The 23318-nt window shown below is 69.0% G+C and carries 21 protein-coding genes; 11 read left to right on the top strand and 10 right to left on the bottom strand.

What is annotated here, in order from left to right:
- Positions 1–9: 9 nt before the first annotated feature.
- The 3 genes from ASD38_RS19410 to ASD38_RS19400 all read right to left on the bottom strand — a co-directional run bounded on the left by ASD38_RS19410 (position 10) and on the right by ASD38_RS19400 (position 3866).
- Entirely contained in the window at positions 10–1467 is a 1458-nt protein-coding gene (locus ASD38_RS19410; RefSeq protein WP_162252150.1) for an NAD-dependent succinate-semialdehyde dehydrogenase, read from the bottom strand.
- Complete coding sequence (locus tag ASD38_RS19405; protein WP_056462645.1) at positions 1464–2951, bottom strand: aldehyde dehydrogenase; 1488 nt, start codon at positions 2949–2951, stop codon at positions 1464–1466. The genes ASD38_RS19410 and ASD38_RS19405 overlap by 4 nt, the downstream gene beginning before the upstream one ends.
- A gap of 225 nt (positions 2952–3176) precedes the next feature.
- Positions 3177–3866, bottom strand: a complete 690-nt coding sequence (locus tag ASD38_RS19400; RefSeq protein WP_056462642.1) for a GntR family transcriptional regulator — start codon at positions 3864–3866, stop codon at positions 3177–3179.
- 143 nt (positions 3867–4009) lie between these two features.
- Here ASD38_RS19400 and ASD38_RS19395 point away from each other — a divergent pair, with 143 nt between their 5' ends.
- The 3 genes from ASD38_RS19395 to ASD38_RS19385 all read left to right on the top strand — a co-directional run bounded on the left by ASD38_RS19395 (position 4010) and on the right by ASD38_RS19385 (position 6752).
- The gene (locus ASD38_RS19395) at positions 4010–5320 is read left to right on the top strand and encodes an aspartate aminotransferase family protein (RefSeq protein WP_056462638.1); all 1311 of its coding nucleotides are present in this window, start codon (positions 4010–4012) and stop codon (positions 5318–5320) included.
- Between the two features lie 169 nt (positions 5321–5489).
- The gene (locus tag ASD38_RS19390) at positions 5490–5921 is read left to right on the top strand and encodes an endonuclease domain-containing protein (protein WP_056462637.1); all 432 of its coding nucleotides are present in this window, start codon (positions 5490–5492) and stop codon (positions 5919–5921) included.
- Positions 5922–5972: 51 nt separating this feature from the next.
- A complete protein-coding gene (locus tag ASD38_RS19385) occupies positions 5973–6752 on the top strand; it encodes a site-2 protease family protein (protein WP_056462634.1) in 780 nt (259 codons plus the stop codon).
- Between the two features lie 40 nt (positions 6753–6792).
- On the opposite strand, the gene ASD38_RS19380 is transcribed toward ASD38_RS19385, so the two are convergent.
- The gene (locus ASD38_RS19380; RefSeq protein WP_056442971.1) at positions 6793–7419 is read right to left on the bottom strand and encodes a glutathione S-transferase family protein; all 627 of its coding nucleotides are present in this window, start codon (positions 7417–7419) and stop codon (positions 6793–6795) included.
- A gap of 105 nt (positions 7420–7524) precedes the next feature.
- On the opposite strand from ASD38_RS19380, the gene ASD38_RS19375 reads away from it, so the two are divergent.
- A complete protein-coding gene (locus tag ASD38_RS19375; protein WP_056442975.1) occupies positions 7525–9219 on the top strand; it encodes an acyl-CoA dehydrogenase family protein in 1695 nt (564 codons plus the stop codon).
- Positions 9220–9530: 311 nt separating this feature from the next.
- Here the strand turns inward: ASD38_RS19375 and ASD38_RS19370 are convergent, their stop codons facing one another.
- Positions 9531–9989 (bottom strand): response regulator, encoded by a 459-nt coding sequence (locus ASD38_RS19370; RefSeq protein ID WP_082554795.1) that lies wholly within the window; start codon positions 9987–9989, stop codon positions 9531–9533.
- Positions 9950–11335, bottom strand: a complete 1386-nt coding sequence (locus ASD38_RS19365; RefSeq protein ID WP_082554796.1) for a sensor histidine kinase — start codon at positions 11333–11335, stop codon at positions 9950–9952. The genes ASD38_RS19370 and ASD38_RS19365 overlap by 40 nt, the downstream gene beginning before the upstream one ends.
- A gap of 313 nt (positions 11336–11648) precedes the next feature.
- On the opposite strand from ASD38_RS19365, the gene ASD38_RS19360 reads away from it, so the two are divergent.
- Positions 11649–13055: an amidase family protein gene (locus tag ASD38_RS19360; protein ID WP_056462632.1), complete on the top strand. Its 1407-nt coding sequence runs from the start codon at positions 11649–11651 to the stop codon at positions 13053–13055.
- Positions 13056–13526: 471 nt separating this feature from the next.
- A complete protein-coding gene (locus tag ASD38_RS19355) occupies positions 13527–13874 on the top strand; it encodes a hypothetical protein (protein ID WP_156390794.1) in 348 nt (115 codons plus the stop codon).
- Positions 13875–14018: 144 nt separating this feature from the next.
- Here the strand turns inward: ASD38_RS19355 and ASD38_RS19350 are convergent, their stop codons facing one another.
- Both ASD38_RS19350 and ASD38_RS19345 read right to left on the bottom strand, forming a co-directional pair.
- Positions 14019–14507, bottom strand: a complete 489-nt coding sequence (locus tag ASD38_RS19350) for a CPBP family glutamic-type intramembrane protease (RefSeq protein WP_056462629.1) — start codon at positions 14505–14507, stop codon at positions 14019–14021.
- Positions 14508–14556: 49 nt separating this feature from the next.
- Complete coding sequence (locus ASD38_RS19345) at positions 14557–14988, bottom strand: hypothetical protein (protein WP_235523898.1); 432 nt, start codon at positions 14986–14988, stop codon at positions 14557–14559.
- Positions 14989–15158: 170 nt separating this feature from the next.
- Between ASD38_RS19345 and ASD38_RS19340 the strand changes: the two genes are divergently transcribed.
- Together ASD38_RS19340 and ASD38_RS19335 are read left to right on the top strand one after the other, a co-directional pair.
- Complete coding sequence (locus tag ASD38_RS19340; protein ID WP_056462617.1) at positions 15159–15521, top strand: ArsR/SmtB family transcription factor; 363 nt, start codon at positions 15159–15161, stop codon at positions 15519–15521.
- Positions 15518–15976 carry an SRPBCC family protein gene (locus ASD38_RS19335; protein ID WP_056462611.1) on the top strand — a complete coding sequence of 153 codons (459 nt, stop codon included), beginning with the start codon at positions 15518–15520 and terminating at the stop codon, positions 15974–15976. The genes ASD38_RS19340 and ASD38_RS19335 overlap by 4 nt, the downstream gene beginning before the upstream one ends.
- A 47-nt stretch (positions 15977–16023) precedes the next feature.
- On the opposite strand, the gene ASD38_RS19330 is transcribed toward ASD38_RS19335, so the two are convergent.
- Positions 16024–17559 carry an ATP-binding response regulator gene (locus ASD38_RS19330; protein ID WP_056442992.1) on the bottom strand — a complete coding sequence of 512 codons (1536 nt, stop codon included), beginning with the start codon at positions 17557–17559 and terminating at the stop codon, positions 16024–16026.
- A 383-nt stretch (positions 17560–17942) separates the two neighbouring features.
- A complete protein-coding gene (locus tag ASD38_RS19325) occupies positions 17943–20771 on the bottom strand; it encodes a TonB-dependent receptor (RefSeq protein WP_056462609.1) in 2829 nt (942 codons plus the stop codon).
- A gap of 535 nt (positions 20772–21306) precedes the next feature.
- Between ASD38_RS19325 and queC the strand changes: the two genes are divergently transcribed.
- The 3 genes from queC (at position 21307) to ASD38_RS19310 (ending at position 23253) form a co-directional block, all read left to right on the top strand.
- Positions 21307–22059 (top strand): 7-cyano-7-deazaguanine synthase QueC, encoded by a 753-nt coding sequence (queC, locus tag ASD38_RS19320; RefSeq protein WP_056442997.1) that lies wholly within the window; start codon positions 21307–21309, stop codon positions 22057–22059.
- Between the two features lie 123 nt (positions 22060–22182).
- The gene (gene queE / locus ASD38_RS19315; protein WP_056462608.1) at positions 22183–22815 is read left to right on the top strand and encodes a 7-carboxy-7-deazaguanine synthase; all 633 of its coding nucleotides are present in this window, start codon (positions 22183–22185) and stop codon (positions 22813–22815) included.
- Positions 22816–22887: 72 nt separating this feature from the next.
- Positions 22888–23253 carry a 6-pyruvoyl trahydropterin synthase family protein gene (locus ASD38_RS19310; RefSeq protein WP_056443003.1) on the top strand — a complete coding sequence of 122 codons (366 nt, stop codon included), beginning with the start codon at positions 22888–22890 and terminating at the stop codon, positions 23251–23253.
- The last annotated feature ends 65 nt before the right edge of the window (positions 23254–23318 follow it).

Raw genomic sequence — 23318 nt, 5'->3', positions numbered from 1 at the left:
GGGCGTCGGTCATCCGGAACCCACCCCGCCAAAGCACAGGTACTTGGTCTCCAGGTACTCATCGAGCCCCTCCGAAGCCCCCTCGCGGCCCAGCCCGGAATCCTTGACCCCGCCGAACGGCGCCACCTCGGTGGAGATGATGCCTTCGTTGATGCCGACCATCCCCGCCTCGATCGCCTCGGCCACCCGCCAGCAGCGGCCGACGTCGCGGCTGTAGAAGTAGGAGGCCAGGCCGAACGGGGTGGCGTTGGCCAGATCGATGGCTTCCTGCTCGGTGTCGAACTTCACGATCGGCGCGACCGGGCCGAAGATCTCCTCCTGGAACAGACGCATCTGCGGCGTCGCGCCGGTCAGCACCGTGGGCTGCCAGAACAGCCCGCCCAGGTCGTGGCGGCCGCCGCCCACCGTGGCCTTGGCGCCCTGCTCGATCGCTTCGCGCACCAGCTTCTCGACCTTGGCGATGGCCTTGGCGTTGATCAGCGGACCGATGGTCACGCCCTCGCCCGTGCCCGGCCCGACCTTCATGGCGCCGACCTTCTCGGTCAGCCGCGCGACGAACGCGTCGTGGATGCCCGACTGGACGATCAGCCGGTTGGCGCAGACGCAGGTCTGGCCGGTGTTGCGGTACTTGCTGGCGATCGCCCCGTCGACGGCGGCCTCCAGGTCGGCGTCGTCGAAGACGATGAACGGCGCGTTGCCGCCCAGCTCCAGGCTGAGCTTCTTCATGGTGCCGGCGCACTGGGCGTAGAGGGTCTTGCCCACCGGGGTCGAGCCGGTGAACGACAGCTTGCGCACCCGCGCGTCGTCGCACAGGGCCTTGCCGATGCCCGCGCTGTCCTTGCCGGTGACGACGTTCAGCACCCCGGCCGGCACCCCCGCCTCGGTCGCCAAGCGGGCGATGGCCAGGGCGCACAGCGGGGTCTCGGCCGCCGGCTTGACCACCACGGTGCAGCCCGAGGCCAGGGCCGGGCCGACCTTGCGGGTGATCATGGCGATCGGGAAGTTCCACGGCGCGATGGCCGCGCAGACCCCGACCGGCTGCTTGATCGACATCAGCCTTTTGCCGGGCATAGGACTGGGGATTGCATGACCGTAGGCCCGCTTGGCCTCGTCGGCGAACCAGTCGATGAACGCCGCGCCGTAGGCCACCTCGCCCCGCGACTCCGCCAGGGGCTTGCCCTGTTCGGCGGTCATCAGCCGGGCCAGGGCCTCGGCGTGGGCCAGCATCAGGTCGGACCATCTGCGCAGGATCGCCCCGCGCTCCTTGGCGGTCTTGGCGGCCCAGGTCGGAAAGGCGCGATGGGCGGCCTCGATGGCGACCTTGGTCTCCGACGCGCCCAGGTCGGCGACCTGGGCGATCACCGAGCCGTCGGCCGGATTCAGGACCTCGAACGTGGTTTCGCTCTCGATCCACAGGCCGTCGATGAAGGCGGCGGTTTCGACAAGTTCGAGCGTCATGGTCATCACCTCAGCGTCACGGACACCGACTTCAGGTCGGCGTACTTGTGCAACGCGTGAAGGCTGCGGTCGCGACCGAAGCCCGACTGCTTGAAGCCTCCGAACGGCATGGTGATGTCGCAGGCGTCCCAGCCGTTGATCCACACCAGCCCGGCCTTCAGCCGCCGAGCCGAGCCGAGGGCGCGGTTGATGTCGCTGGTCCACAGGCCGGCGGCCAGGCCGTAGACGGTGTCGTTGGCCAGGGCGATCGCCTCGTCCTGGGTCTTGAAGGTCTGCACGCCCAGCACCGGGCCGAACACCTCCTCGCGGGCCAGGGTGTGATCGGGCTCCAGGCCGTCGAAGATGGTCGGCTCGACATAGAAGCCGCCCGTCTCCCGGCGCACCCGCTTCCCGCCCAGGAGCCGGCGATTGCCCTGGCGGTCGGCGGCGGCGATGTAGTCCAGGGCGGTGTGCATCTGCCGCTCGCTGACCATGGCGCCGAACACGGTCGCGGGGTCCAGCGGGTCGCCGGGGACCATGGTCCTGGCGACGGCGATCACCTTCTCGAGGAAGGCGTCCTTGATCCCCTCCTCGACCAGCAGCCGCGAGGCGGCCGTGCAGACCTCGCCCTGGTTATAGAACACGCCCCAGGCGGCCGCTTCGGCGGCGGCGTCCAGGTCCGGGCAGTCGGCGAAGACGATCTGGGGCGACTTACCGCCCAGCTCCAGCGAGACGCGCTTGAGGTTCGAGCGCGCCGAATACTCCATCAGCCGCCGGCCCACCGGGCCCGAGCCGGTGAAGGCGATCATGTCGACGTCCATCGACAGGGCCAGGGCCTCGCCCGCCACGCCGCCCAGGCCGGGGACCACGTTTAGCACCCCTGGCGGGAGCCCGGCTTCGAGGGCCAGCTCGCCCAGCTTCAGCGCCGTCAGCGGCGACTGCTCGGCGGGCTTGAGGACCACGGAATTGCCCATGGCCAGGGCCGGGGCGGCCTTCCACATCGCCATGTGCAGCGGGAAGTTCCACGGCACGATGGCCCCGACCACGCCCAGCGGCTCGTGGACGGCCCAGCTCAGGCGGTCGATCGGCGAGGCCCCCACCTCGCCATAGATCTTGTCCAGCGCCTCGGCGTACCAGCGGGTGGTTCCGATCGACAACGGGATGTCGACGGCGCGGGCGTCGCGGATCGGCTTGCCGGTGTCCAGGCTCTCCAGCAGCGCCAGGTCCTCGGCGTCGCGCTCCATCAGCTCGGCCAGCCTGAACAGCACGGCCTTCTTGGCGCGCGGGCCCTGGTCGCGCCAGCGGCCGTCCTCGAAGGCGGTCCGGGCGGCGGCCACGGCGCGGTCGACGTCGACGCCCTCGCAGGCGGCGACCCGGTTGATCACCGTCCCGTCGCGCGGCGAGACGTTGTCGAGCGTCTTGCCCGACGCCGCCCCGACCAAGGCGCCGTCGATCACCGCCAGCCCCGGCAGGGACAGGCTCTTGAGGGCGTCGAAGATGGACGGGGCGGTCACGCGGGATCTTTCTGAAAATTGTGATCACAGTTTGCGGTGGGGGAGCCACTGTCAAGGTGGGGACGCGCGCTGAAGAGCCGGCGCCTGACGGTTGGGCGCCCTTCCTCCTCACCCGCGCAGCGGGGGAGGTGGCGCGATGCGGATACGTCCGGCGGCGGCGAGCGCCCCCTCCGTCACGTCGCTGCGCGACGCGCCACCTCCCCCGTTTCACGGGTGAGGAGAGGATCACCGCCCCGCCTCCACCGCCGCCCGCATCTTGTCCATGCCCTCCGACAGGTCGGCCGCGATGGCCCGGCGCGCGCCCTCGGCGTCGTGGACCTTCAAGGCCTCCACGGCCTCGACGTGGCGGTCGGCGACCAGGCCGTCGGCGCCGACCCGGCCGAACACCACGCGCATGAACGGTCCGATCTGCAGCCACAGGCCGCCGGCCATGGCCAGCAGCACCTCGGCGTCGGCCCGCTCGTAGATGGCGAAGTGGAAGTCGTGGTTGGCGGTCATGTAGGCGTCGACGTCGCCCAGCTTCAGGGCGTCGTCGACGGCGGCGTCCAGGTCGCGCAGGCGCTTGACCAGGGCGGCGTCGACATGGGGCGCGGCGCGGGCGGCCAGCTCCGGCTCGACCCACAGCCGGGCCTGGGACAGCTGCTCCAACCGCGCCGCCGTCAGCGACGGCACGCTGAGCCGCTTGTTGGCCGGATTGATCGCCAGGGCCCGCTCGGCCACCAGCCGCCGCACGGCGTCGCGCACCGGCATCGGCGACACGCCCAGCTCGGCCGCCAGGCTGCGCAAGGACACCCCGACCCCCGGCGCGATGCGGCCGTTGATCAGGGCCTGGCGGATGGCTTCGTAGACCTGGTCGTGGACGGCCAGGCTGTCGGCGAGGGGACGTCTCTGAGAGCCTGTGGAAGCCGGGGACACACACTCACTCCTCTGCCCGAGCCACGATCACACCGGCCGCGGGATGAGTGTGTGTCCCCATCTCCGGCCCCGGCTTGTCCGGTTTGGTCTTGCCAGCAGACCTCCAATTGCGATCACAATGCAAGCCTGATCCGGAGCTCCCCATGGCGACCAACGACCTCGACGCCTTCTGGATGCCGTTCACGCCCAACCGGCGGTTCAAGGCCAATCCGAGGATTCTCAGCCACGCCGAGGGCATGCACTACGCAACGCCCGACGGCCGCCGGATCCTGGACGCCACCTCGGGCCTGTGGTGCGTCAACGCCGGGCATAACCGGCCGAGGATCGTCGAGGCGATCCGTCGCCAGGCCGGCGAGATGGACTACGCCCCCAGCTTCAACATGGGCCATCCGGCGGCCTTCGCCTTCGCAAGCCGCATCGCCCAGATCACCCCGCCGGGCCTGGACCGGATCTTCTTCACCGGCTCGGGCTCGGAGTCGGTCGACACCGCCCTGAAGATCGCCCTGGCCTATCACCGGGCCCGCGGCAACGGGACCAAGACCCGGCTGATCGGCCGCGAGCGCGGCTATCACGGCGTCGGCTTCGGCGGCATCTCGGTGGGCGGCATCCCCAAGAACCGGATGTATTTCGGCTCGCTGCTGACCGGCGTCGACCACCTGCCCCACACCCACGGCGTGGCGGGCAACCTGTTCAGCCAGGGCCTGCCCAAGAACGGCGCCGAGCTGGCCGACGCGCTGGAAGCCATCGTCGCCCTGCACGACGCGTCCAACATCGCCGCCGTGATCGTCGAGCCCGTGGCCGGTTCGACCGGCGTGCTGGTCCCCCCCGAGGGCTATCTGCAACGCCTGCGGGCGATCTGCGACAAGCACGACATCCTGCTGATCTTCGACGAGGTGATCACCGGCTTCGGCCGGGTGGGCGCGGCCTTCGCGGCCGAGCGGTTCGGGGTGATCCCGGACATGATCTGCATGGCCAAGGGCCTGACCAACGCCGCCGTCCCGGCGGGGGCGGTGGCGGCCTCGGAGGGGATCTACCAGGCGATGATGGACGGCGCCGACGCGCCCATCGAGCTGTTCCACGGCTACACCTATTCGGCCCACCCCCTGGCCTGCGCGGCCGGCATGGCGGCGTTGGAGGTCTATCAGGAGGAAGGCCTGTTCCAACGGGCCCTGGACATGGAGCCCTACTGGCGCGCGGCCGTGCATTCGCTGAAGGACGCCCGCCACGTGATCGACATCCGCGACTTCGGCCTGATCGCCGGGATCGAGCTGGAGCCGAGGCCGGGCGCGCCGACCGCCCGGGCGATGGCCGCCTTCGAGACCGCCTTCGACAAGGGCCTGCTGATCCGCGTGACCGGCGACATCATCGCCCTATCGCCGCCGCTGATCATCACCGAGGCGCAGGTGGACCAGGTGGTGGACACGATCCGCGCGGTGCTGACGGGGGTGGACTGAGGCCGCCTGGACGCCCCCTCCGTCACGAGGCTGCGCCTCGCGCCACCTCCTCCGTTTCACGGGGGAGGAGAAGATCCGCGCCGCTTCCTCCTCACCCGTGAAACGGGGGAGGTGGCGCGCTGCGAATACGCAGCGTGACGGAGGGGGCGTTCGGCGGCATACTCAACCCATGAGGTCTTCAGCCGAGACACACTCGCGCGCCAAAACCCTGCGCCGAACCATGAGCCCGCCCGAGGTCATGCTTTGGGTCCGCCTGCGCGCCCGCCAGCCCGACGGGCCCCGCATCCGCCGCCAGCACCCGATCGGGCCATACGTCGCCGACTTCTACTGCGCGGACGCCAGGTTGGTGATCGAGGTCGACGGCTGGTGTCACAACATGGGCGACGCACCGGAGCATGACGCACGCCGCGACGCCTGGATGGCGCGGAAAGGCCTGACGATCGTGCGTTACGCCGCCGCCGACGTGTTCGCCGACCCGACCGGCGTGGCGGATGGAATCTGGGACCTGGCCACGGCGCTCATTCGCGAGCGGAACGGCCGGGACGCCCCCTCCGTCACGTCGCCTATCGGCACCGCGCCACCTCCCCCGCTGCGCGGGTGAGGAGAGGAAGCTGAGCCTTCGCTCTGTCCTCGGGTGTGGGTATAAGGACGGATGACCCTCGCAGACGCCCGTCCCGCCAAGCCCGCTCCGATCAGCCCCAACGCCCTGATCCTGATCGTCATCTTCACGGGCCTGGCCTTCGCCCTGGCCCGGCTGCCCGACCCGCCCGGCGTGCTGACTTTCGCCTTCGTGGTGGCGGGCTGGATCCTCAGCGTCTCGATCCACGAGTTCGCCCACGCCTTCGTGGCCTACAAAGCCGGCGACCACACGATCGCCGAGAAGGGCTATCTGACCCTGGACCCGCTGAAATACACCGACCTGTCGACCAGCCTGATCCTGCCGCTGCTCGCCCTGGCCCTGGGCGGGATCGGCTTTCCCGGCGGGGCGGTCTATCTGCGCGACGACCTGATGCGCAGCAAGCGCGGCCGGGCCCTGGCCTCGCTGGCCGGACCGCTGGGCACGTTGACGGTGCTGATCGGCCTGGCCGCGTGCCTGGCCGCCGACCGGGCGTTCGGCGTGCAGACCAGCCCGCTGTCGCGCGCCGCCGCCTTCCTGGCCTTCTTGCAGGCCTTCGCCCTGGTGCTGAACCTGCTGCCCCTGCCCGGCCTGGACGGCTTCGGCGTGATCCGCCCCTACCTGCCGCCCGAGGTCCAGCAGCGGGCGCTGAAATTCGGCAACCTGGTGTTCATCGGCCTGTTCCTGGCGATCTTCCTCGTGCCGGCGGTCAACGACGCCATCCTGAGCGTGGTGGTGACGATCACCGACCTGTTCGGCGTGTCGCGGCCGGACATCGGCGCGGGGTATCACGCGTTCCGGTTCTGGGAGGGGTGAGCCCTCCCCTCTCCCGCGCGGGGAGAGGGTTCCGGCGGGCCTATTGCCCCAGGCCGTACGGCCCGCTCTTGGCCAGCGCCGCCCGCCAGGCCGGGCGGGCGTGCATGCGGCCGATCCAGGCCTCCAGGTTCGGATAGTCCGCTAGCTTGCCGTGCGCCTTGGCGACCTCGGCCACGAAGCTCATCTGGATGTCGGCGCCGGTCAGGCTGTCGCCGACGAAGAACTGGCGGCCGGCCAGCGCGCCGTCGACATAGGACAGGTGGTTGGCCATCTCGCCCTCGATGCGCGGATGCAGCGGCGCCCCCGCCGCGCCCAGCCGGCCGACATACATCCGCAGCAGCATCGGCAGCATGGCCGAGCCCTCGGCGTAGTGCAGCCACTGCTGGTAGGCGTCGTAGTCGGGGCCGGCCGGATCGGGCGCCAGCCGGCCGCCGGCGTGGCGGCGGATCACATAGTCGGTGATCGCCCCGCTCTCGATGATCGTCGCTTCGCCATCGGTCAGCACCGGCGACTTGCCCAGCGGGTGGACGGCGATCAGCTCGGGCGGCGCCAGGCGGGTCTGGGCGTCGCGCGTGTAGAACTTGATCTCGTAGGGCAGGCCCAGCTCCTCCAGCAGCCACAGGATGCGCTGCGAGCGCGACTCGTTGAGGTGGTGGACGACCAGCATGTTTCTTCCCCTTTTGGGCCATTTATGTTGCACTGCGGCATTGCTCGCAGGTGCGAAAAGCTCCAGAGTGAAAGAAAACAACTGTTCGGCGCACGGGAGCAAGCCATGACCACAGCGGTCGCCCAGGAAACCACCCAACCCTTGATCCTGCCGGGGCTGACCGGCCTGCTGCGCGAGGCCGCCGGCGCGGCCCAGCTGTTCGTGGCCGAGGCCAAGCCGGCGGTGAAGGCGGCGATCACCGGCGCCAACGGCAAGATCGACCGCGCCCTGGCCGACGAGCATCAGCACCAGGTGCACGGCTACGGCTGGTACGCCGCCTATGCCGAGCTGCTGAACCAGGTCGCCGGCTGGGCCGAGCGGCTGGAGGCCGAGGGCCGGTTCGGCGAGATCGAGGCCCTGCTGGCCCAGCTGCTGTTTTCCGAATACTGCGCCCAGCTGGTCGGCGGCGTGCCGATGAACCAGGGCGAGATCGTCCGTCCGGCCCACCTGATCACCGACCGCTCGGTGCTGAACCGCCTCTATTCCAACGGCCTGATGAAGCTGATGGTCGAGGGCGGCACGCAAGCGGTGAAGACCCGGGTCGCCCGGCGCCTGGCCGAGGCCCGCGGCCGTCCGACCCTCGAGCACACCGGTCTGGACGAGACCTTCGAGATGATCCGCGACCAGTTCCACGCCTTCGCCGAGGAAAAGGTCACCCCGTTCGCCCACGAATGGCACCTGAAGGACCAGTTGATCCCGATCGAGCTGGTCGAGGAGCTGGGCGCCCTGGGCGTGTTCGGCCTGACCATCCCCGAGGAGTACGGCGGCAGCGGCATGGGCAAGACCGCCATGTGCGTGGTGTCCGAGGAGCTGTCGCGGGCCTGGATCGGCGTCGGCTCGCTGGCCACCCGCTCGGAGATCGCCGGCGAGCTGATCCTGACCGGCGGCACGGAAGACCAGAAGCAGTACTGGCTGCCGAAGATCTCGGACGCCTCGATCCTGCCGACCGCCGTGTTCACCGAACCCAACACCGGCTCGGACCTGGGATCCTTGCGCACCCGCGCCGAACTCAAGGGCGAGCAATACGTGGTGACCGGGAACAAGACCTGGATCACCCACGCCGCCCGCGCCGACGTCATGACCCTTCTGGTCCGCACCGACCCGGCCACCACCGACTATCGCGGCCTGTCGATGCTGCTGGCCCCCAAGCCGCGCGGCGTCGAGGGCAACGACTTCCCGGCCGACGGCATGAGCGGCGGCGAGATCGGGGTGATCGGCTATCGCGGCATGAAGGAGTTCGAGCTGGGCTTCGACGGCTTCGCGGTGCCGGCCGAGAACTTGCTGGGCGGCGTGCCCGGCCAGGGCTTCAAGCAGCTGATGGCCACCTTCGAGAGCGCCCGCATCCAGACCGCCGCCCGCGCCGTCGGCGTGGCCCAGGCGGCGCTGGAGACCGGTCTCGGCTACGCCCTGGACCGCAAGCAGTTCGGCCAGGCGATCTTCGAATTCCCGCGCGTCCACAACAAGCTGGCCATGATGGCCGCCGAGATCATGGGCGTGCGCCAGCTGACCTATTTCGCCGCCCGCCAGAAGGACGAGGGCAAGCGCTGCGACCTGGAGGCCGGCATGGCCAAGCTGATCGCCGCCCGCGTCGCCTGGGCCGCCGCCGACAACGCCCTGCAGATCCACGGCGGCAACGGCTTCGCGATGGAATATGTCGCCAGCCGCCTGCTGGCCGACGCCCGCATCCTCAACATCTTCGAGGGGGCGGGCGAGATCCAGGCCCAGGTCATCGCCCGGCGTCTGCTGGAAGAGGGAAACTAGGGAGAGATCGACAGGCCATTGCGGGCGGCCGCGATCTCGGCCGCCCGCGCCGCGTCCGCCAAGGGGGATGCCGGACATATCGGGTAAGTCCTCGGCCGCTTCAGGCGGATCGCCTGATCCGCCCGTCATTCCAACCCGTGTATTTGAGTCCGCACCCACACGCAGCGAGGCGGACATGTCCCAGCCCATCCGTGTCACGGTCGAGAATTTCAGTCGCGCGAGTCCGACCTGTATCCGAGCGTGGTGGCCCTCAAGGAGGACGGCTTCGGCGAGTTCGAGCATCACCGTGAGCTGGCGCCGATCTCCAGGGACTATGAACCCGGGGAAAAGGCCGCGGCGCACGCCGCGTTGTCCGGTGGAAACAGGGCCGCCGCGACCTCATCGGCGAAGGTCGTCGGATTGAATGGCTTCTGGACGGTCGTCCGTTCGCTGTGGGTCCCTGTCATGCCATGGCGGCCGTAGCCGGTGACGAAGACGAAGGGCACGCCCTGAGCAGCGAGCGTATCGGCGACGGGATAGACCATTTCGCCGCCCAGATTCACATCAAGGATGGCGCCATCCAATTTGCCCGCCGCCAAAACCTTGAGGGCTTCATCGACCGAGCCCGCCGGCCCCACCACGACGCCGCCGACCTCGCCGATCAGGTCCTCGACCAACATGGCGAGCAACGGCTCATCCTCGACCAGGAGAATGCGCCGGCCCGCCAGGTCTCGGGAGTCTCCGCGAGAGCTCACGTCTCGGTTTCCAGCAGCGGGAAGTCGAGCCTGCATGCGACGCCGCGGGAACCGAAGCGTAGGCGCGCCGCCCCGCCCAGGCCGACCAAGCTGCGTTCGATCAGCCGCGTGCCGAACCCGCGCTGCGTCGGGACGGCGAGGCAAGGGCCGCCGCGCTCGAGCCAGAGCAGTCGCAGGCGAGGCGCGCCCAGCTCCGAACGCCGCCTCCATCGCACCGCGACCCTGCCCCTGTTGGAGAGCGCCCCGTACTTGGCCGCGTTGGTCGCGAGTTCGCCGAGCACCATGCCGAGAGTCACCGCCCGATTAGGCTGCAGCTTTACATCCGGCCCCGTCACGCTGAACCGGCAGGCGGAACCGCTCCCGTAGGGGCGCAGCTGCTCGGCGACGATCTCGCGGACGTCGGCGCCTGACCAATCGCTGCGCGTGAGCACATCGTGGCTCTGCGACAGGGCCGCCAGCCGTGCGGTCAGAGCTTCGCTGAAGGCTTCTGGGGAACCGGCGGTCTTGAGGGTCTGGTGGACGATCGACTGAACGCTGGCCAGGGTGTTCTTCACGCGATGATTGAGCTCGCGGATCAACAGTTTCTGCAACTCGCGGCTCTCCCGCCGCGCGGTGATGTCGCGGATCGCGGCGCAGACCAGGTCGTTGTCCTCGCCCGGCAGCAGGCTGAGGTTGGATTCCACGGGGAATTCCGTGCCGTCCTTGCGCCGCCCGAAGATATCGGCGCCTTCGCCCATCCGCCGCAGGCCCGGGCTTGCCAGGAACGCGGCGACCTTGCCGGCGTGGGGCTGCCGGAACCGTTCCGGCAGCAGGACGGCGATCGACTGGCCGATCAGCTCGGCGCGCGCGTAACCGAACATGTGTTCGGCCTGGGCGTTAAAGATGACGATGCGGTCGTCCTTGTCGGCGATCACCATGGCGTCGGGGGCGGTCTCGATCAGGTTGCGGAACTTCGCCTCGCTCCGGCGCAGGCTGGCGTTCAGCTCTCCGATCCGCTGCGACGACGCCTTCTGGGCGGCGTTCGCCGCGAGCATGGCCGAGATGATCGACACGTCCATGGTGGCGACGATGACAAACAGCACGACGGCGTTGGCCTGGGCGAGCGAAACTTCGCCGCCGTGCAACACCTGGGTCGCGGCCAGAACCGAGAGACCGATCGCCACCAGACCTGGCCATGTTCCGCAGAACAAGGTCACGAGGATCACCGCCGGAAAGAAGGTGATGAACTGCGCGCCCTCGATCCATGGGCTCAGGGCAAGACGAAGGGCCAGGGCGGCGCCGACTCCGAAGACGCAGATGACCAGATCGCCAAGCACACCGGGCCGATCGGCCAGTATGCCTCGAAGGGAGAGGATCGTACTGACGCGAATGGTCATCGACATGCCACATCCTCAGACACGGTCACGTCCGCGCGTTGATCTGGGTCAATCCAGCCTCGCTCGCGGGCGCGACGCGTGCATGGTCGGCGCCGGAGCCGCTCATTGTCGGTAGCGGCGTATCCCCGTCGTTTCAGGGCGGGAATGACGGATTAAAAGGACGGTTCGCGGCCGGCCGAGCCGGGCTCCGAGTTCGGCGAAGTTCGCCGCCTCGCCCCTCCGGCATACTGGAATTGGGGATGAAATAACTCAGTTCAAGAATTGGCGAGCGGCGTTTTATGCGTAGCTTTCGGACCCCTCAACCGAAGGGGTCCCCATCATGCATGAACTTGCCGCATCGCCGACGGCGAGCGCGACGGCGCTCGCCCAGGCCGTCCGCGCCGGATCCGTCAGCGCCCTGGAGCTGACCGACGCGGCGATCGCCCGGATCGAGGCGCTGGACGGGCCGATCAACGCGGTGGTCGTGCGCGACTTCGATCGCGCGCGCGGCCAGGCCCGCCAGGTCGACCTGGCCGTCGCCCTGGGCGCCGACCTGCCGCTGGCCGGCGTGCCCATGACCGTCAAGGAATGCTTCAACATCGCCGGCCTGCCGACCACGTTCGGACTGGAGATCGCGCGCGACTACCGGCCCACCGAGGACGCCGCGGCGGTGCGACGGCTGAAGGCGGCCGGCGCGGTCATTCTGGGCAAGACCAATGTCGCGGCCGGCCTGGCGGACTACCAGGTCGACAACCCGATCTACGGCCGGACCCGCAATCCGCACGACCTGGCGAGGTCGTGCGGCGGCTCGTCGGGCGGATCGGCGGCCGCCCTGGCGGCGGGCATGGTGCCGTTGGAGCTGGGCGGCGACGCCGGCGGCTCGATCCGCATTCCGGCCTCGTTCTGCGGCGTCCACGGCCACCTGTCGTCGTTCCCGCTGATCTCGCTGGAGGGACATGGACCGCCGGGCGGCGGCGTCATCGTGGGCCGGGCCTGGGCGGCGGCGGGGCCGATGGCGCGCACGGCGGCCGACCTGGAGCTGGCCCTCAAGGTGCTGTCCGGCCCGGAAGGGCGCGACGCCGCGGCCTACCGGCTGGACCTGCCGCCGCCCCGGCACGCCACGCTCTCCGGCTATCGGGTGTTCGTCCTGACCGGGCATCCGACCGCGACGGTCGACGACGAGATCGTCGGGGCCATCGACACCCTGGCGGCGGAACTTGAGAAGGCCGGGGCCTCGGTGTCGCGGGAGAGCCCGCTGCTGCCGTCACTGGCCGACTCCCACGCGCTGGTGGAGAAATTCGCCTGGACCTACAGGACCGGCATGAACCCCGACGCGCCCGAGCCCAAGGGCACGGTCAAGGACTACTACGACTGCCTGATCGCCCAGGAGATGCTGCGGCGGCGTTGGGACGACTTCTTCAAGGCCTTCGACGTGGTGATCGCGCCCTGCTACGCCACGCCGGCCTTTCCGCAGTTCGCCGATCACGACCCCTGGCCGGGGCTGAACCGGACCCTGCGGATCGACGGCGCCGACGTCGCCTTCGCCCCGCAGACCGCCTGGCCGCTGATCGCCGGCATGCCGCACCTGCCGGCCACGGCGGCGCCGATCGGGCGCACCCGCGACGGCCTGCCGATCGGCGCGCAGTTCATCGGTCCGTTCCTGGAGGACCTGACCACGATCGCGTTCGCCGGGCAGATCGCCACGGCGTTCGGCCTGACCGCGGAGATCGCGGCGGCCGGACGCTAGGTTCGGTCCGCCAGGCCCCACCTGCGAAGCGTCTCGGCGCTGCTGTCCCAGAGCGGCCGGGGCGCAGTCGGCGTGCCACAGCTCGCCCGACAGGCCCAGCTTGCGCGGACCGGTGACGTTCCGTCGCGGACGGCCGATGTTGCGTCGCACAACGAAAAGGCCCGCGAACCGGAGGGTTCGCGGGCCTTTTAAGGTCAGCCGCCGAAGCGGGGCTGTTTAGGCGTTTCAGGCGGCGTCGCGCTGCGCCTTGATGGCCGAGAGGGTCAGAACGATCAGGCTGAGCATTTTCTTCATCCAGGTTGGGCGGGACATCAAATCGTCCCCATGAGCGCGACATTACATGACAACGTTGTCATTCACAAGGGTTTTGCTGCGATGCAGCGTCGCAGGCTGGACGGCGCGTGCGCGCTTTACCGGGGGAGGCGTTTGGAGGACCCTTGGGGCCCGCCGCCGGCTTCCCATCTTGGAGACATGATGGTCGCTCTCCGCCTCGCCCCGCTCGCCCTGACCGCGGCCTTCGCCCTCGCCGGCGTCGCCCAGGCCGAGGCGACGCGGCCCGCCCCCAGGCTGTCCCTGGCCCCGGCCAAGCCCCTGGACCTGACCGCGCCCGGCCTGCCGGTGCTGTATTCGCGGGCCCCGACGCCGCTCCCGCCCGGGGTGGCGCGGACCTCGGTCGAGAGCAAGGCCGGCGACGCCGTGCTGGGCGCGGGCCTGCTGTGCGGCCTGAAACCCAACGCCGACGACAGCGGCGCGGGCCGCGCCCGCGGCTACGACCCCGACGGCAAGTTCGTGGGGGCGAAGCTGGCGTTCAGTTTCTAAATCCCTCCCCCTATGGGGGAGGCGATCGCGAAGCGATCGGTGGGGGGCGTTTTCGGGTCGCGGATCGCAGGCTTGGTCGGCGTCCGATCACTCCCCCCTCCGTCGGCTTCGCCGACACCTCCCCCACAGGGGGAGGGCCTTAAGCTACAGCCGCACCCCGCCCAGCCAGGTCTGCCAGACCACCACGAAGCCGCCGTGCAGGATCACCGCCGGCCACAGCGAGCCCGTCCGCCAGCGCATCAGGGCGCAGCCGAGGCCGAGGATCGCCGTGCAGGCCAGGAAGTCCGGGCGCAGGAACATCGCGCCCCGGGGCAGGAAGGTCAGGGCCTCCAGCGGATGCCAGGCGACATAGAGCGCGGTCGAGACCGCGATCGCCGGCCAGGGCTTGGAGGTCTCGTCGCGGCCGGGAACCAGCAGGCCGCGAAACGGGATCTCCTCGCCCAGGGCCGGCACGAACAGCACGGTCAGCAGCCGCGGCGGCAGGCCGGGAACGGTCGGGGTCAGGGCGTAGAGCCCGGTCGAAAAGCCGAGGACCGCCATCAGGCTTCCGGTGACCGCCGCGACCAGGCCGCACAGCGCCCAGCCGCGCGCGTCGGGCAAGGTGGTCAGGGATCGGCGCAGGCGCTGGAGCATGGCGCACCCTAACCCGGCGCGAAAGGCGCGGGGACCTCGCGCGTCGAGACTATCGCCCGACCGCCGTCGCGAGCGCGAGCCTTTCGTCTGGGTTCAGCCAATGGACCTCGTTGACGTAGCAACGCCGCGAGCCCGCCGCCGTCCAGGCGACGGTCTCGGCCGGGTCTCCGGAGCAGATGAGGTCGCCGCCGTTGGACCGCATGGTCAGCTTGTGGGCGTCGTCCAGGGCCGGGCAATTGCTGGCCATCCGCAGGCGAAAGATCGCCCCCTTGGGCGACTGGACATAGAGGATGTTCGGACCGGACCGATTGGCGCCGGCGATGAACCGCCCGTCGAAGCACGCCCGGGCATGGTCGCGCGGCAGGACGTTGGAATAGGCGTTAATCTGGGCGGCGTGGTCGAACCTCTGGCCGTTGTCGGCCGAGGCCGGGACCGCGGACGACATGGCCGCGGCGGCGGCCAGGAAGAGCATGGGCTTCATGGTCTGGCCTCCCAGCTGTTCTGCTGTCGCGGACGCTAGTCCCGATGCCCCTGCCGTACAAGCCGGGCGGCTGAACACCGCCAGAGGGGCGCCCCTAGGCTGCGGTCTCGGCTTTACTTGCATCATGATTTTGTTATATAGCAGATACGTTATATAATGGATGCCCCGTCGTGACCACTTTTGACCAGTCCTTCGCCGCCCTGGCCGACCCCACCCGCCGCGCCATCATCGCGCGGCTGGCGCAGGGCGAGGCGACGGTGCAGGACCTCGCCCGTCCCTTTTCCATCAGCCAGCCCGCGATCAGCCGCCACCTGAAGGTGCTGGAGGCGGCGGGGCTGATCGAGACCCGCATAGACGGCACGGCCCGCCCCCGCCGCCTGAAACCGGACGCGGTCGAGGCGCTCTGGGACTGGCTCGGCCAATACCGGGCGCTTTGGGAGACGCGGTTCCAGAAGCTGGACGCGGTTCTCGACGGCCTGTCGGACGAAACCGACCAAACCCCTTCCGCCAATCCTGAAAGGAGCACCCGATGACCATGACCCTGGACCTGACCCAGCTGCAGCTCGTGATGGACGGCGAAACCGACATCGTCATCCGTCGCGATTTCACCCATCCGCCCGCCCGCGTCTGGCGGGGTTTGACCGAGCCCGCGCTGATCCCCCTGTGGCTGGGCGAGATGAAGCGCTGCGAGATGGACGCGCGTCCGGGCGGGGCCTTTCACTTCGAATGGGAGGCGTTCTTTTTCTGGGGGCCGATCCTGGCCGCCGACGCCCCGCATCACATGACCCATGTCGAGCATTTCAGCGGCGATACCTCTTACCGTGTCGAGGTCACGACGGACCTGGTCGCGCGCGGCGCCGGGACCCGCATGACCCAGGTGATGCGCTACGCCGACGCCGAGGCGCGGGCCGCCGCGATCGCCGCCGGCTTCACCGACGGCCTGGACGACGTCTATGGCAAGCTGGAGGCGCTGCTGACCGCGGACTGAAGGGCCGTTCGCGACGGAGCCGTCCGAAACACCGAGCGTCGACAGCCCTAGGCCGCGGCCTCGGCGTCTTCGCCGGCGTCGTCCTCGTCGTCGCTCAGCAGGGCCGACAGCACCGCGGCCAGGCGTTCGGGCTTGATGGGCTTTTCCACCACGTCCTGCATGCCGGCGGCGATGTAGGTGGCCACGTCGTTGGGGTCGGCGTTGGCGGTCAGGGCGACGATCGGCGCGGCGCCGGCCCGGCCGGGCAGGTCGCGGATGGCGCGGGTGGCGGCGACGCCGTCCATGCGCGGCATCTTGATGTCCATCAGGATAAGATCGAAACGGCCCGACTTGGCGGCCTCGACGGCCTCGGCGCCGTCGGCCACCTGCTCGGAGGTGCAGTCGAACATCTCGCACAGCGCCTCGGCGACCATGCGGTTGGTGGCGTTGTCGTCGACGATCAGGATGTGGGCCGAACGGGTGTCGAGCCTCGGCTCCTCGCCGGCCGACGCCGTGAGGGTCGCCTCGGGAACGCTCAGCGCGAACTGCACGGTCAGGCCGGCGCCCATGTTGGCCTCGGCCCGCAGCGGGCCGCCCATGGCGCGGGTCAGGCCGTGGGCCAGGGCCATGCCGACGCCCAGGGCCAGCTCGTTGCTGTCCTCGATGCAGCCCGCGCCCAGCGGGGCGAACACCCGGGCCAGGCGAGCCTCGGCCGAGCCGGGGGCGTTGTCGCGCACCCGACCTTCCAGCATCAGGCCGTTCTCGACGTGGTGGACCTTGAGGCTGGCCTCGATGACGCCGCGGCCGCTGGCCAGGGCGCTCTCGATCAGGGCGTCGAACACCTGCAGCACGCGGTCGGCGTCGATCAGGGCGGCGGCGTCCGGGTCGCCGTCATAGGAGAACAGCAGGGTCGAGCCGCCCTCGGCCGCGCGGGGGGCCCAGCGGGCCTCGACGGCGTCGCTGAGGTCGCGCAGCAGGGCCGGCGCCGGCGCCAGGGCCAGGTCGCCGGTCGCGGCGCGGCGAAGGTCCATGGCGCGGCCGAGCACCTGGCTCATGTCGCGGCTGGTGTCGCCGATGGCGCGGACATAGGCGGCGGCGTCGGGCGTCAGCCGCGACTGCTCCAGCCGTTCGGTGAAGGCCAGGACGCCTTCCAGATGGCGGCCGATGTCGTGGGCCATGCGCTCGACCAGGGCCATGGCGTCGTCGGCCTCGCGCTGGCGGCGGCGGTGCGAGGTGAGCAGCGAGCTCAGCCCGCCGACGCCGACATAGTCGCCCGCCTCGTCGACGGCGAGATAGGCGCTGCGGAAGATCGGGGTGGCGCTTTGGGTCAGGCGGTCGACGAAGGCGGCGGCCGACACGCTGGCCTCGACCGTGCGCGCCTCGCGGTCCATGACCTCGGAGATCGGGCTTGCCGCCAGCTCGGGCGCGACGGCCATCTGGCCCTGGAACACGTCGCGATAGACCATGCCCAGCGGCTTGCCGTCCACGACCACGGCGATGGCGGCGGCGTCGGCCTGGACATGGAACATCGCCGCGACGTCACCGCACGGGGTCGTGGGAGCGATCGGGGCTCGGCGGTCGATAAGTCGGGCGAGGGTGTCCATGCGGCCGTTCGGCGAGGCGTTTTGGGGACCTCACCTTCACCCGTTGGCGTTGCGGAGTCGTAAATGGTCGACGTGTTTGGGGATTTGGGGCCTTGCGACGCGCGGTCCTTGGGGGGAAGGCCTGTCCGCCCGGCGTTCTCAAGGCGTCCGCCACGATGGGTCGCGGACATTGCGTTCCTCTCCTCACCCGTGAAACGGGGGAGGAGAAGGGCGCCAACGTCCGCTCAGGGTCGAGCGCCGAAAAACGCGACCTGCTCGCGATCTGATCTTCGGCCGCGGCGCCCCTTCGGCCCCGTCCAAACAAAAAGGGCGGCGGATCGCTCCGCCGCCCTTCCTGGTTCCGCCCAAAGTCGCCTCGAGAGAGGCGGTTTTGGCGCTCTTGCCTAGAACGACTTGGTGACGCTGACGCCGTAGGTGCGCGGCTCCAGCGTGATCAGGTTCGTGAACAGGCCCGAGCTGTCGTCGGTGGTGTAGGCGTCGGTGATCGGGGTGTCGTCGCTCAGGTTCTTGACATAGGCGTCGATCGACAGCCCCCACTCCGGCTTTTCGACCTTCAGAGTGACGGTGGTGTTGTCCCACGACTCCAGCGTGTCGTAGGCGGTGTTGTAGACCCGGGTGAACTGCTTGCTCTGGCGGTAGTAGTCGCCGCGCAGGGTGGCCGACCAGCCGCCCGAGAAGTCCCAGGTGTACTGGGCGCCGACCGAGGTGGTCCAGTGCGGCGAGTTGGGCAGCTCGTTGCCCGACAGGTCCGCCGTGGTGCCCTCGATCGAATAGCCGGCGCCGTAGTTGTACAGGCCCGTCATGTTGGCCAGGAAGGCCGCCGTGGCGGGCGGCAGGCCCGCGCCGCCGAGAGCGGCCGGGGTCTGCAGGAAGGCCTGGTAGACTTGCGGACCGCCGCAGGCGAACGGCAGGGTCGCGCCGGCCCCGGCCCCGATGATCGTGGCGGCGCCCGCGGTGGTCACCACGCAGTTGGAGCCGACCGCGGCGTTGGGCAGGCTGGGGCCCGCCTTGACCAGGGTATAGGCCGGGTTGTGCTGGGTGCGGTCCATGGTGTCGATCGACGCCACGCCGTCGGCGATCTTGGTGTGCAGGTAACCGACGTTGGCGTTCAGGCGCAGGTTGTGAACCGGCGACCAGACCGATTCCAGCTCCAGGCCGTAGACCGTGGCGTTGATGTTCTCGTTGACCGAGGTGCGGCTGACGATCTTGGAGATCTGGTAGCCCTGATAGTCATAGTAGAAGCCGGTGGCGTTCAGCATCAGGCTGCCGCCCATCAGGGTGTTCTTCGATCCCAGCTCGAACGCGTTGACGAATTCCGGGTCGAACTGCGGCTTGACGGCCGAGCCGACCGCCGCCGGCGGGTTCGAGCCGCCGCCCTTGTAGCCCTTGGAATAGAAGGCATAGAGCAGGTTGTCGTCGGTCAGCTTGTAGTCGAAGCCGAAGCGGCCGGTCAGTTCGTTGAAGACCGACTTTTCCTGCGGGTTGGTGGTGCTCTGCTTCAGGCCGATGCCCGGCGACAGCAGGACGGTGTCGTAGACGTCCAGGGTCTTGTCGTCGTGGGTGCGGCGCAGGCCCAGGGTGAACTTCAGCTTCTCGTTGGCCTGCCAGTACAGTTCGCCGAACAGGGCGTTCGACTTCAGGTGATAGGGCGAGCGGTTGTCATAATAGTTGTGGCCGCTGCCGTCCGGCGTGGCGTTGGGGTCGATGCCGATGCAGGTGGTCGGCAGGGCGACCGGGCTGCAATTGGGGTTGCCGGTCTTCTGGAAGTTCAGCGCCATGGCCGACATCGTCAGCGAGTTGCCGATCACGTAGTAGTCGGTGACGGTCTTGTAGTCGAAATAGATGCCGCCGAAGTTGAAGTTCAGCGGACCGTCGAAGTTCGACTGCAGCCGGATTTCCTGGCTCCACTGCTTGGACGTGCCCGAGGAGACGTCCAGGGTGGTGAACTTGTTGGTGGTGCCGACCTGCGGGTCGGTGAAGAAGCCGCCCGGGGAAAGCCCCGTGCTGTTGAACGGAACGGTCGAGACGTTCCGGTTGTAGTCCAGCTTCGTATAGACCTCGCCCTCGCTGTACGACGTCATGGCCGTCAGGGTCAGCTGGTCGGTGAGGTCGTAGTCCAGATTGAACTGGTAGATGTCCGAGCTGGATTGGTAGATCGGGTCGAACAGCGTCTCGATTTCACGCAGGTCGTGGCTGGTGGTGTCGCCGGCGTTGGCGTCGCCGCTGGTGAAGCCGAAGATGTTGCCCAGTTCGCCGGTCAGGGTGCCCGAGGTGTTGACGGTGCCGTAGGCGTTGTTGCTGTACAGCGAGGCGTTCTGGCAGCCCTGGGTCAGGAAGGCGCGAGCCGCGCCGGTGGGCACGCCGCCGAGCGTGGCCGGGCCGTTGTCCTTGGTGCAGAGCTGCTTGCCGACGCGGGCGCGGCTGTCGTCCTCGTTGAAGTGCTCCCACATGAAGTTGGTGCGCAGCGAGTCGGTGGGATTGAACATCACCGAGACGCGGGTCGAGTACAGGTCGCGGTCGTCGACCTTGTGGCCGTTGTAGGTGTTGGTGACGAAGCCGTCGCGCTTGAGATAGTTGCCGGCCACGCGGATGGCCAGCTTGTCGCCGACGATCGGCATGTTGATCATGCCGCGCAGCTTCTGGGTGCTGTAGTTGCCGATCTCGGCCCGGATCTGGGCCTCGAAGGTGTCGGTCGGCTTGGCGGTGATGATGTTGACCACGCCGCCGGTGGCGTTGCGGCCGTACAGCGTGCCTTGCGGACCGCGCAGCACTTCGACGCGCTCCACGTCGAAGAACTCGGCGTCGAACAGGTTGCCCGACTGCAGCGGGGCGTTGTTCTCGTGGACGCCGACGCCGCCGTCGGTCGAGACGCCGACGGCCTTGTTGCCGATGCCGCGGATCGCGAAGTTGAAGCTGTTGGTGAAGTTGCCCTTGGCGAAGGTGACGTTGGGAATGGCCAGTTGCAGGTTGGGGCCGCCGTCGATCTTTTGCGCTTCCAGGCTGTCCTGGCTGAAGGCCGACACCGCGATCGGCACGTCCTGCAGGGCTTCTTCCTTTTTCTGGGCGGTGACGACCAGTTCCTCGAGCACGTTGCCGCCGCCTTGCTGGGCGCCGGGCGTGGTTTGAGCGAAGGCTGGGGTGGCGACGGCGGCCAGCACGGTCACGGACGCACCCATGGCCAGCAGGCTCCGCATACGCAGAGATCGCGACATTCTATTCCCTCCCTGGACGTCGCGGCTCCTTATGGCGGAGCCTGCGGACGTCGCGTTGTTTCCTCGGCGCCGTACTTTTAAGCACTACGCGGGCGTACGGCCGACCCCTCGCAGCATAAGGCGATTGCATACTTGGTATCTGGGGCTGTCAACCGGCCAGAGCCTAAGTAATCATTGATAGGTTACACCTTTTCACTTTACCCAAGGTCACATTCACCTCGGACGGGTAAGTTTTCATTAAAATTAGAAAAGCCGGTTCGGCGCCTGACGTAGCGTCAGGCGTGGTTTCAGCCTGGGAAACCTTGACGAGGCTTGCCGCCGCGCGTGGTTCATAGTGTCCCATTCGCGCTGAAGGTACAGCCAAAATATCGTCGTTCGAAACAAATGTTTCAGGGCTGATGACCCCAGGACACAGTCGAGAGCGCACGCCCCCACCCCCTGGCCGGGGCCGGATTGGCGATACCTTGCCGTGCACGCGCCTCGGTCGGCGGTCCTCCCACGTGCCAATCCCGCGCGCCTCGTGTAGAGAAACGCGATGTCCGCTTCCCCCCCTTCCCCGTCGACGCCGCCGCGCGCCGAGGCCGCCCTGGTGCTGTTCTCCGGCGGCCAGGACAGCAGCGTCTGCCTGGCCTGGGCCCTGGAGCGCTACGCCCGGGTCGAGACCGTCGGCTTCGACTACGGCCAGCGCCATGTGATCGAGATGCAGGCCCGCCAGGCCGTGCGCCATCGGATGGCCGAGCGCTTCCCCCACTGGGCCGACCGCCTGGGCGAGGACCACGTGCTGGACCTGACCGGCTTCGGCGCGGTGGCCCAGTCGGCCCTGACCGCCGACGTCGCCATCGAGATGACCGAGCGCGGCCTGCCGTCCACCTTCGTGCCCGGCCGCAACCTGGTGTTCCTGATCTACGCCGCCGCCCTAGCCGACCGCCGGGGCCTGGGGGCGCTGGTCGGCGGCATGTGCGAGACCGACTTCTCGGGCTATCCCGACTGCCGGCGCGACACCCTGGACGCCATGCAGAGCGCCCTGAACCTGGGCATGGACCGCGACTTCGTCATCGAGACCCCGCTGATGAAGCTGACGAAAGCCGAGACCTGGGCCCTGGCCAAGACCCTGGGCGGCGAGGACCTGGTCGACCTGATCGTGGTCGAGAGCCACACCTGCTACCAGGGCGAACGCGGCGAACTGCACGCCTGGGGCCACGGCTGCGGCGAATGCCCGGCCTGCGAGCTGCGGCGGCGGGGGTATGAGGAATGGGACGCGGCGGGGCGGGACGGGCTCGGTGCGTGAAAACCTCGTCCTTCGACAAGCTCAGGATGAGGTTTTCATTTTGAGCGCCTGTGATCTCCACCGCACCAGTAGCCCTCATCCTGAGCTTGTCGAAGGACGAGGGCGGCCCCTCGAGCGTTCCCAATGACCTACTCCGTCAAGGAAATCTTCCTCACCCTGCAGGGCGAGGGCGGCCAGGCGGGCAAGGCGGCGGTGTTCTGCCGGTTCGCCGGCTGCAACCTGTGGACCGGCCGCGAGCAGGACCGCGCCAAGGCCGTCTGCACCTTCTGCGACACCGACTTCGTCGGCGTGGACGGCGAAGGCGGCGGCAAGTTCGCCGACGCCGAAGCCCTGGCCGACGCGGTCGAGGCGGCCTGGACCGGCGGCCCCAACGACCGCCTGGTGGTCTGCACCGGCGGCGAGCCGCTGCTGCAGCTGGACCCGCCCCTGATCGCCGCCCTGCACGCGCGCGGCTTCATGATCGCGGTCGAGACCAACGGCACGGTGGAAGCGCCCGAGGGGATCGACTGGGTCTGCGTCAGCCCCAAGGCTGACGCCCCGGTCGTCCAGACCCAGGGCCAGGAGCTGAAGCTGGTCTATCCGCAGGACAAGGCGCTTCCCGAGCGCTTCGCGGCCCTGGATTTCGAGCGCTTCTACCTGCAGCCGATGGACGGCCCGGACCGCGAGCGGAACACGCAATTGGCCGTCGCCTATTGCCTTTCGCACCCACAATGGCGTTTAAGCGTCCAGACACACAAATATCTCGGCCTGCCCTGACGGATAAGGCGCTCGACTTGGTGACAGGGTCGACGCGCTAGAGCCTCCCAGGCCTAGTCAAAGAAGCATTAGATGAAGCCCGTCTTCGAGATCACGAAGGCCGCGCATTTCGACGCGGCGCATTACATCGAGCAAGGTCCCGCCGACCATCGCTACCGCAAGCTGCACGGCCACTCGTTCAAGGTCGAGGCCAGCGTGCGCGGGACCATGCAGGACGCGGGCTGGGTGGCCGACCTGGACAGCCTGGACGGCGCGCTGAAGGCGGTGGCGACCGAGCTGGACCACGGCCTGCTCAACGATCGCCCGGGGCTGGAAAGCCCGACCCTGGAGCGCATCTGCCTGTATTTCGCCGAGCGCCTGACGCCTCAATTCCCGGGCCTGTCGCGCGTGGTGGTCTCGCGCCCGACCATCGGCGAAAGCTGCGCGCTGACGCTTTAAGCGCCCTACCGGTCCCCAGCGCCCGTCATCCTCGGACTGGTTCCGAGGATCCCTAGGTCCGCCGC

It is taken from the genome of Caulobacter sp. Root487D2Y (assembly GCF_001427165.1).
Classification (GTDB): domain Bacteria; phylum Pseudomonadota; class Alphaproteobacteria; order Caulobacterales; family Caulobacteraceae; genus Caulobacter.
Note: the sequence above shows the minus strand (reverse complement) of the source record. Positions and strands in the feature narration are given on the sequence as shown.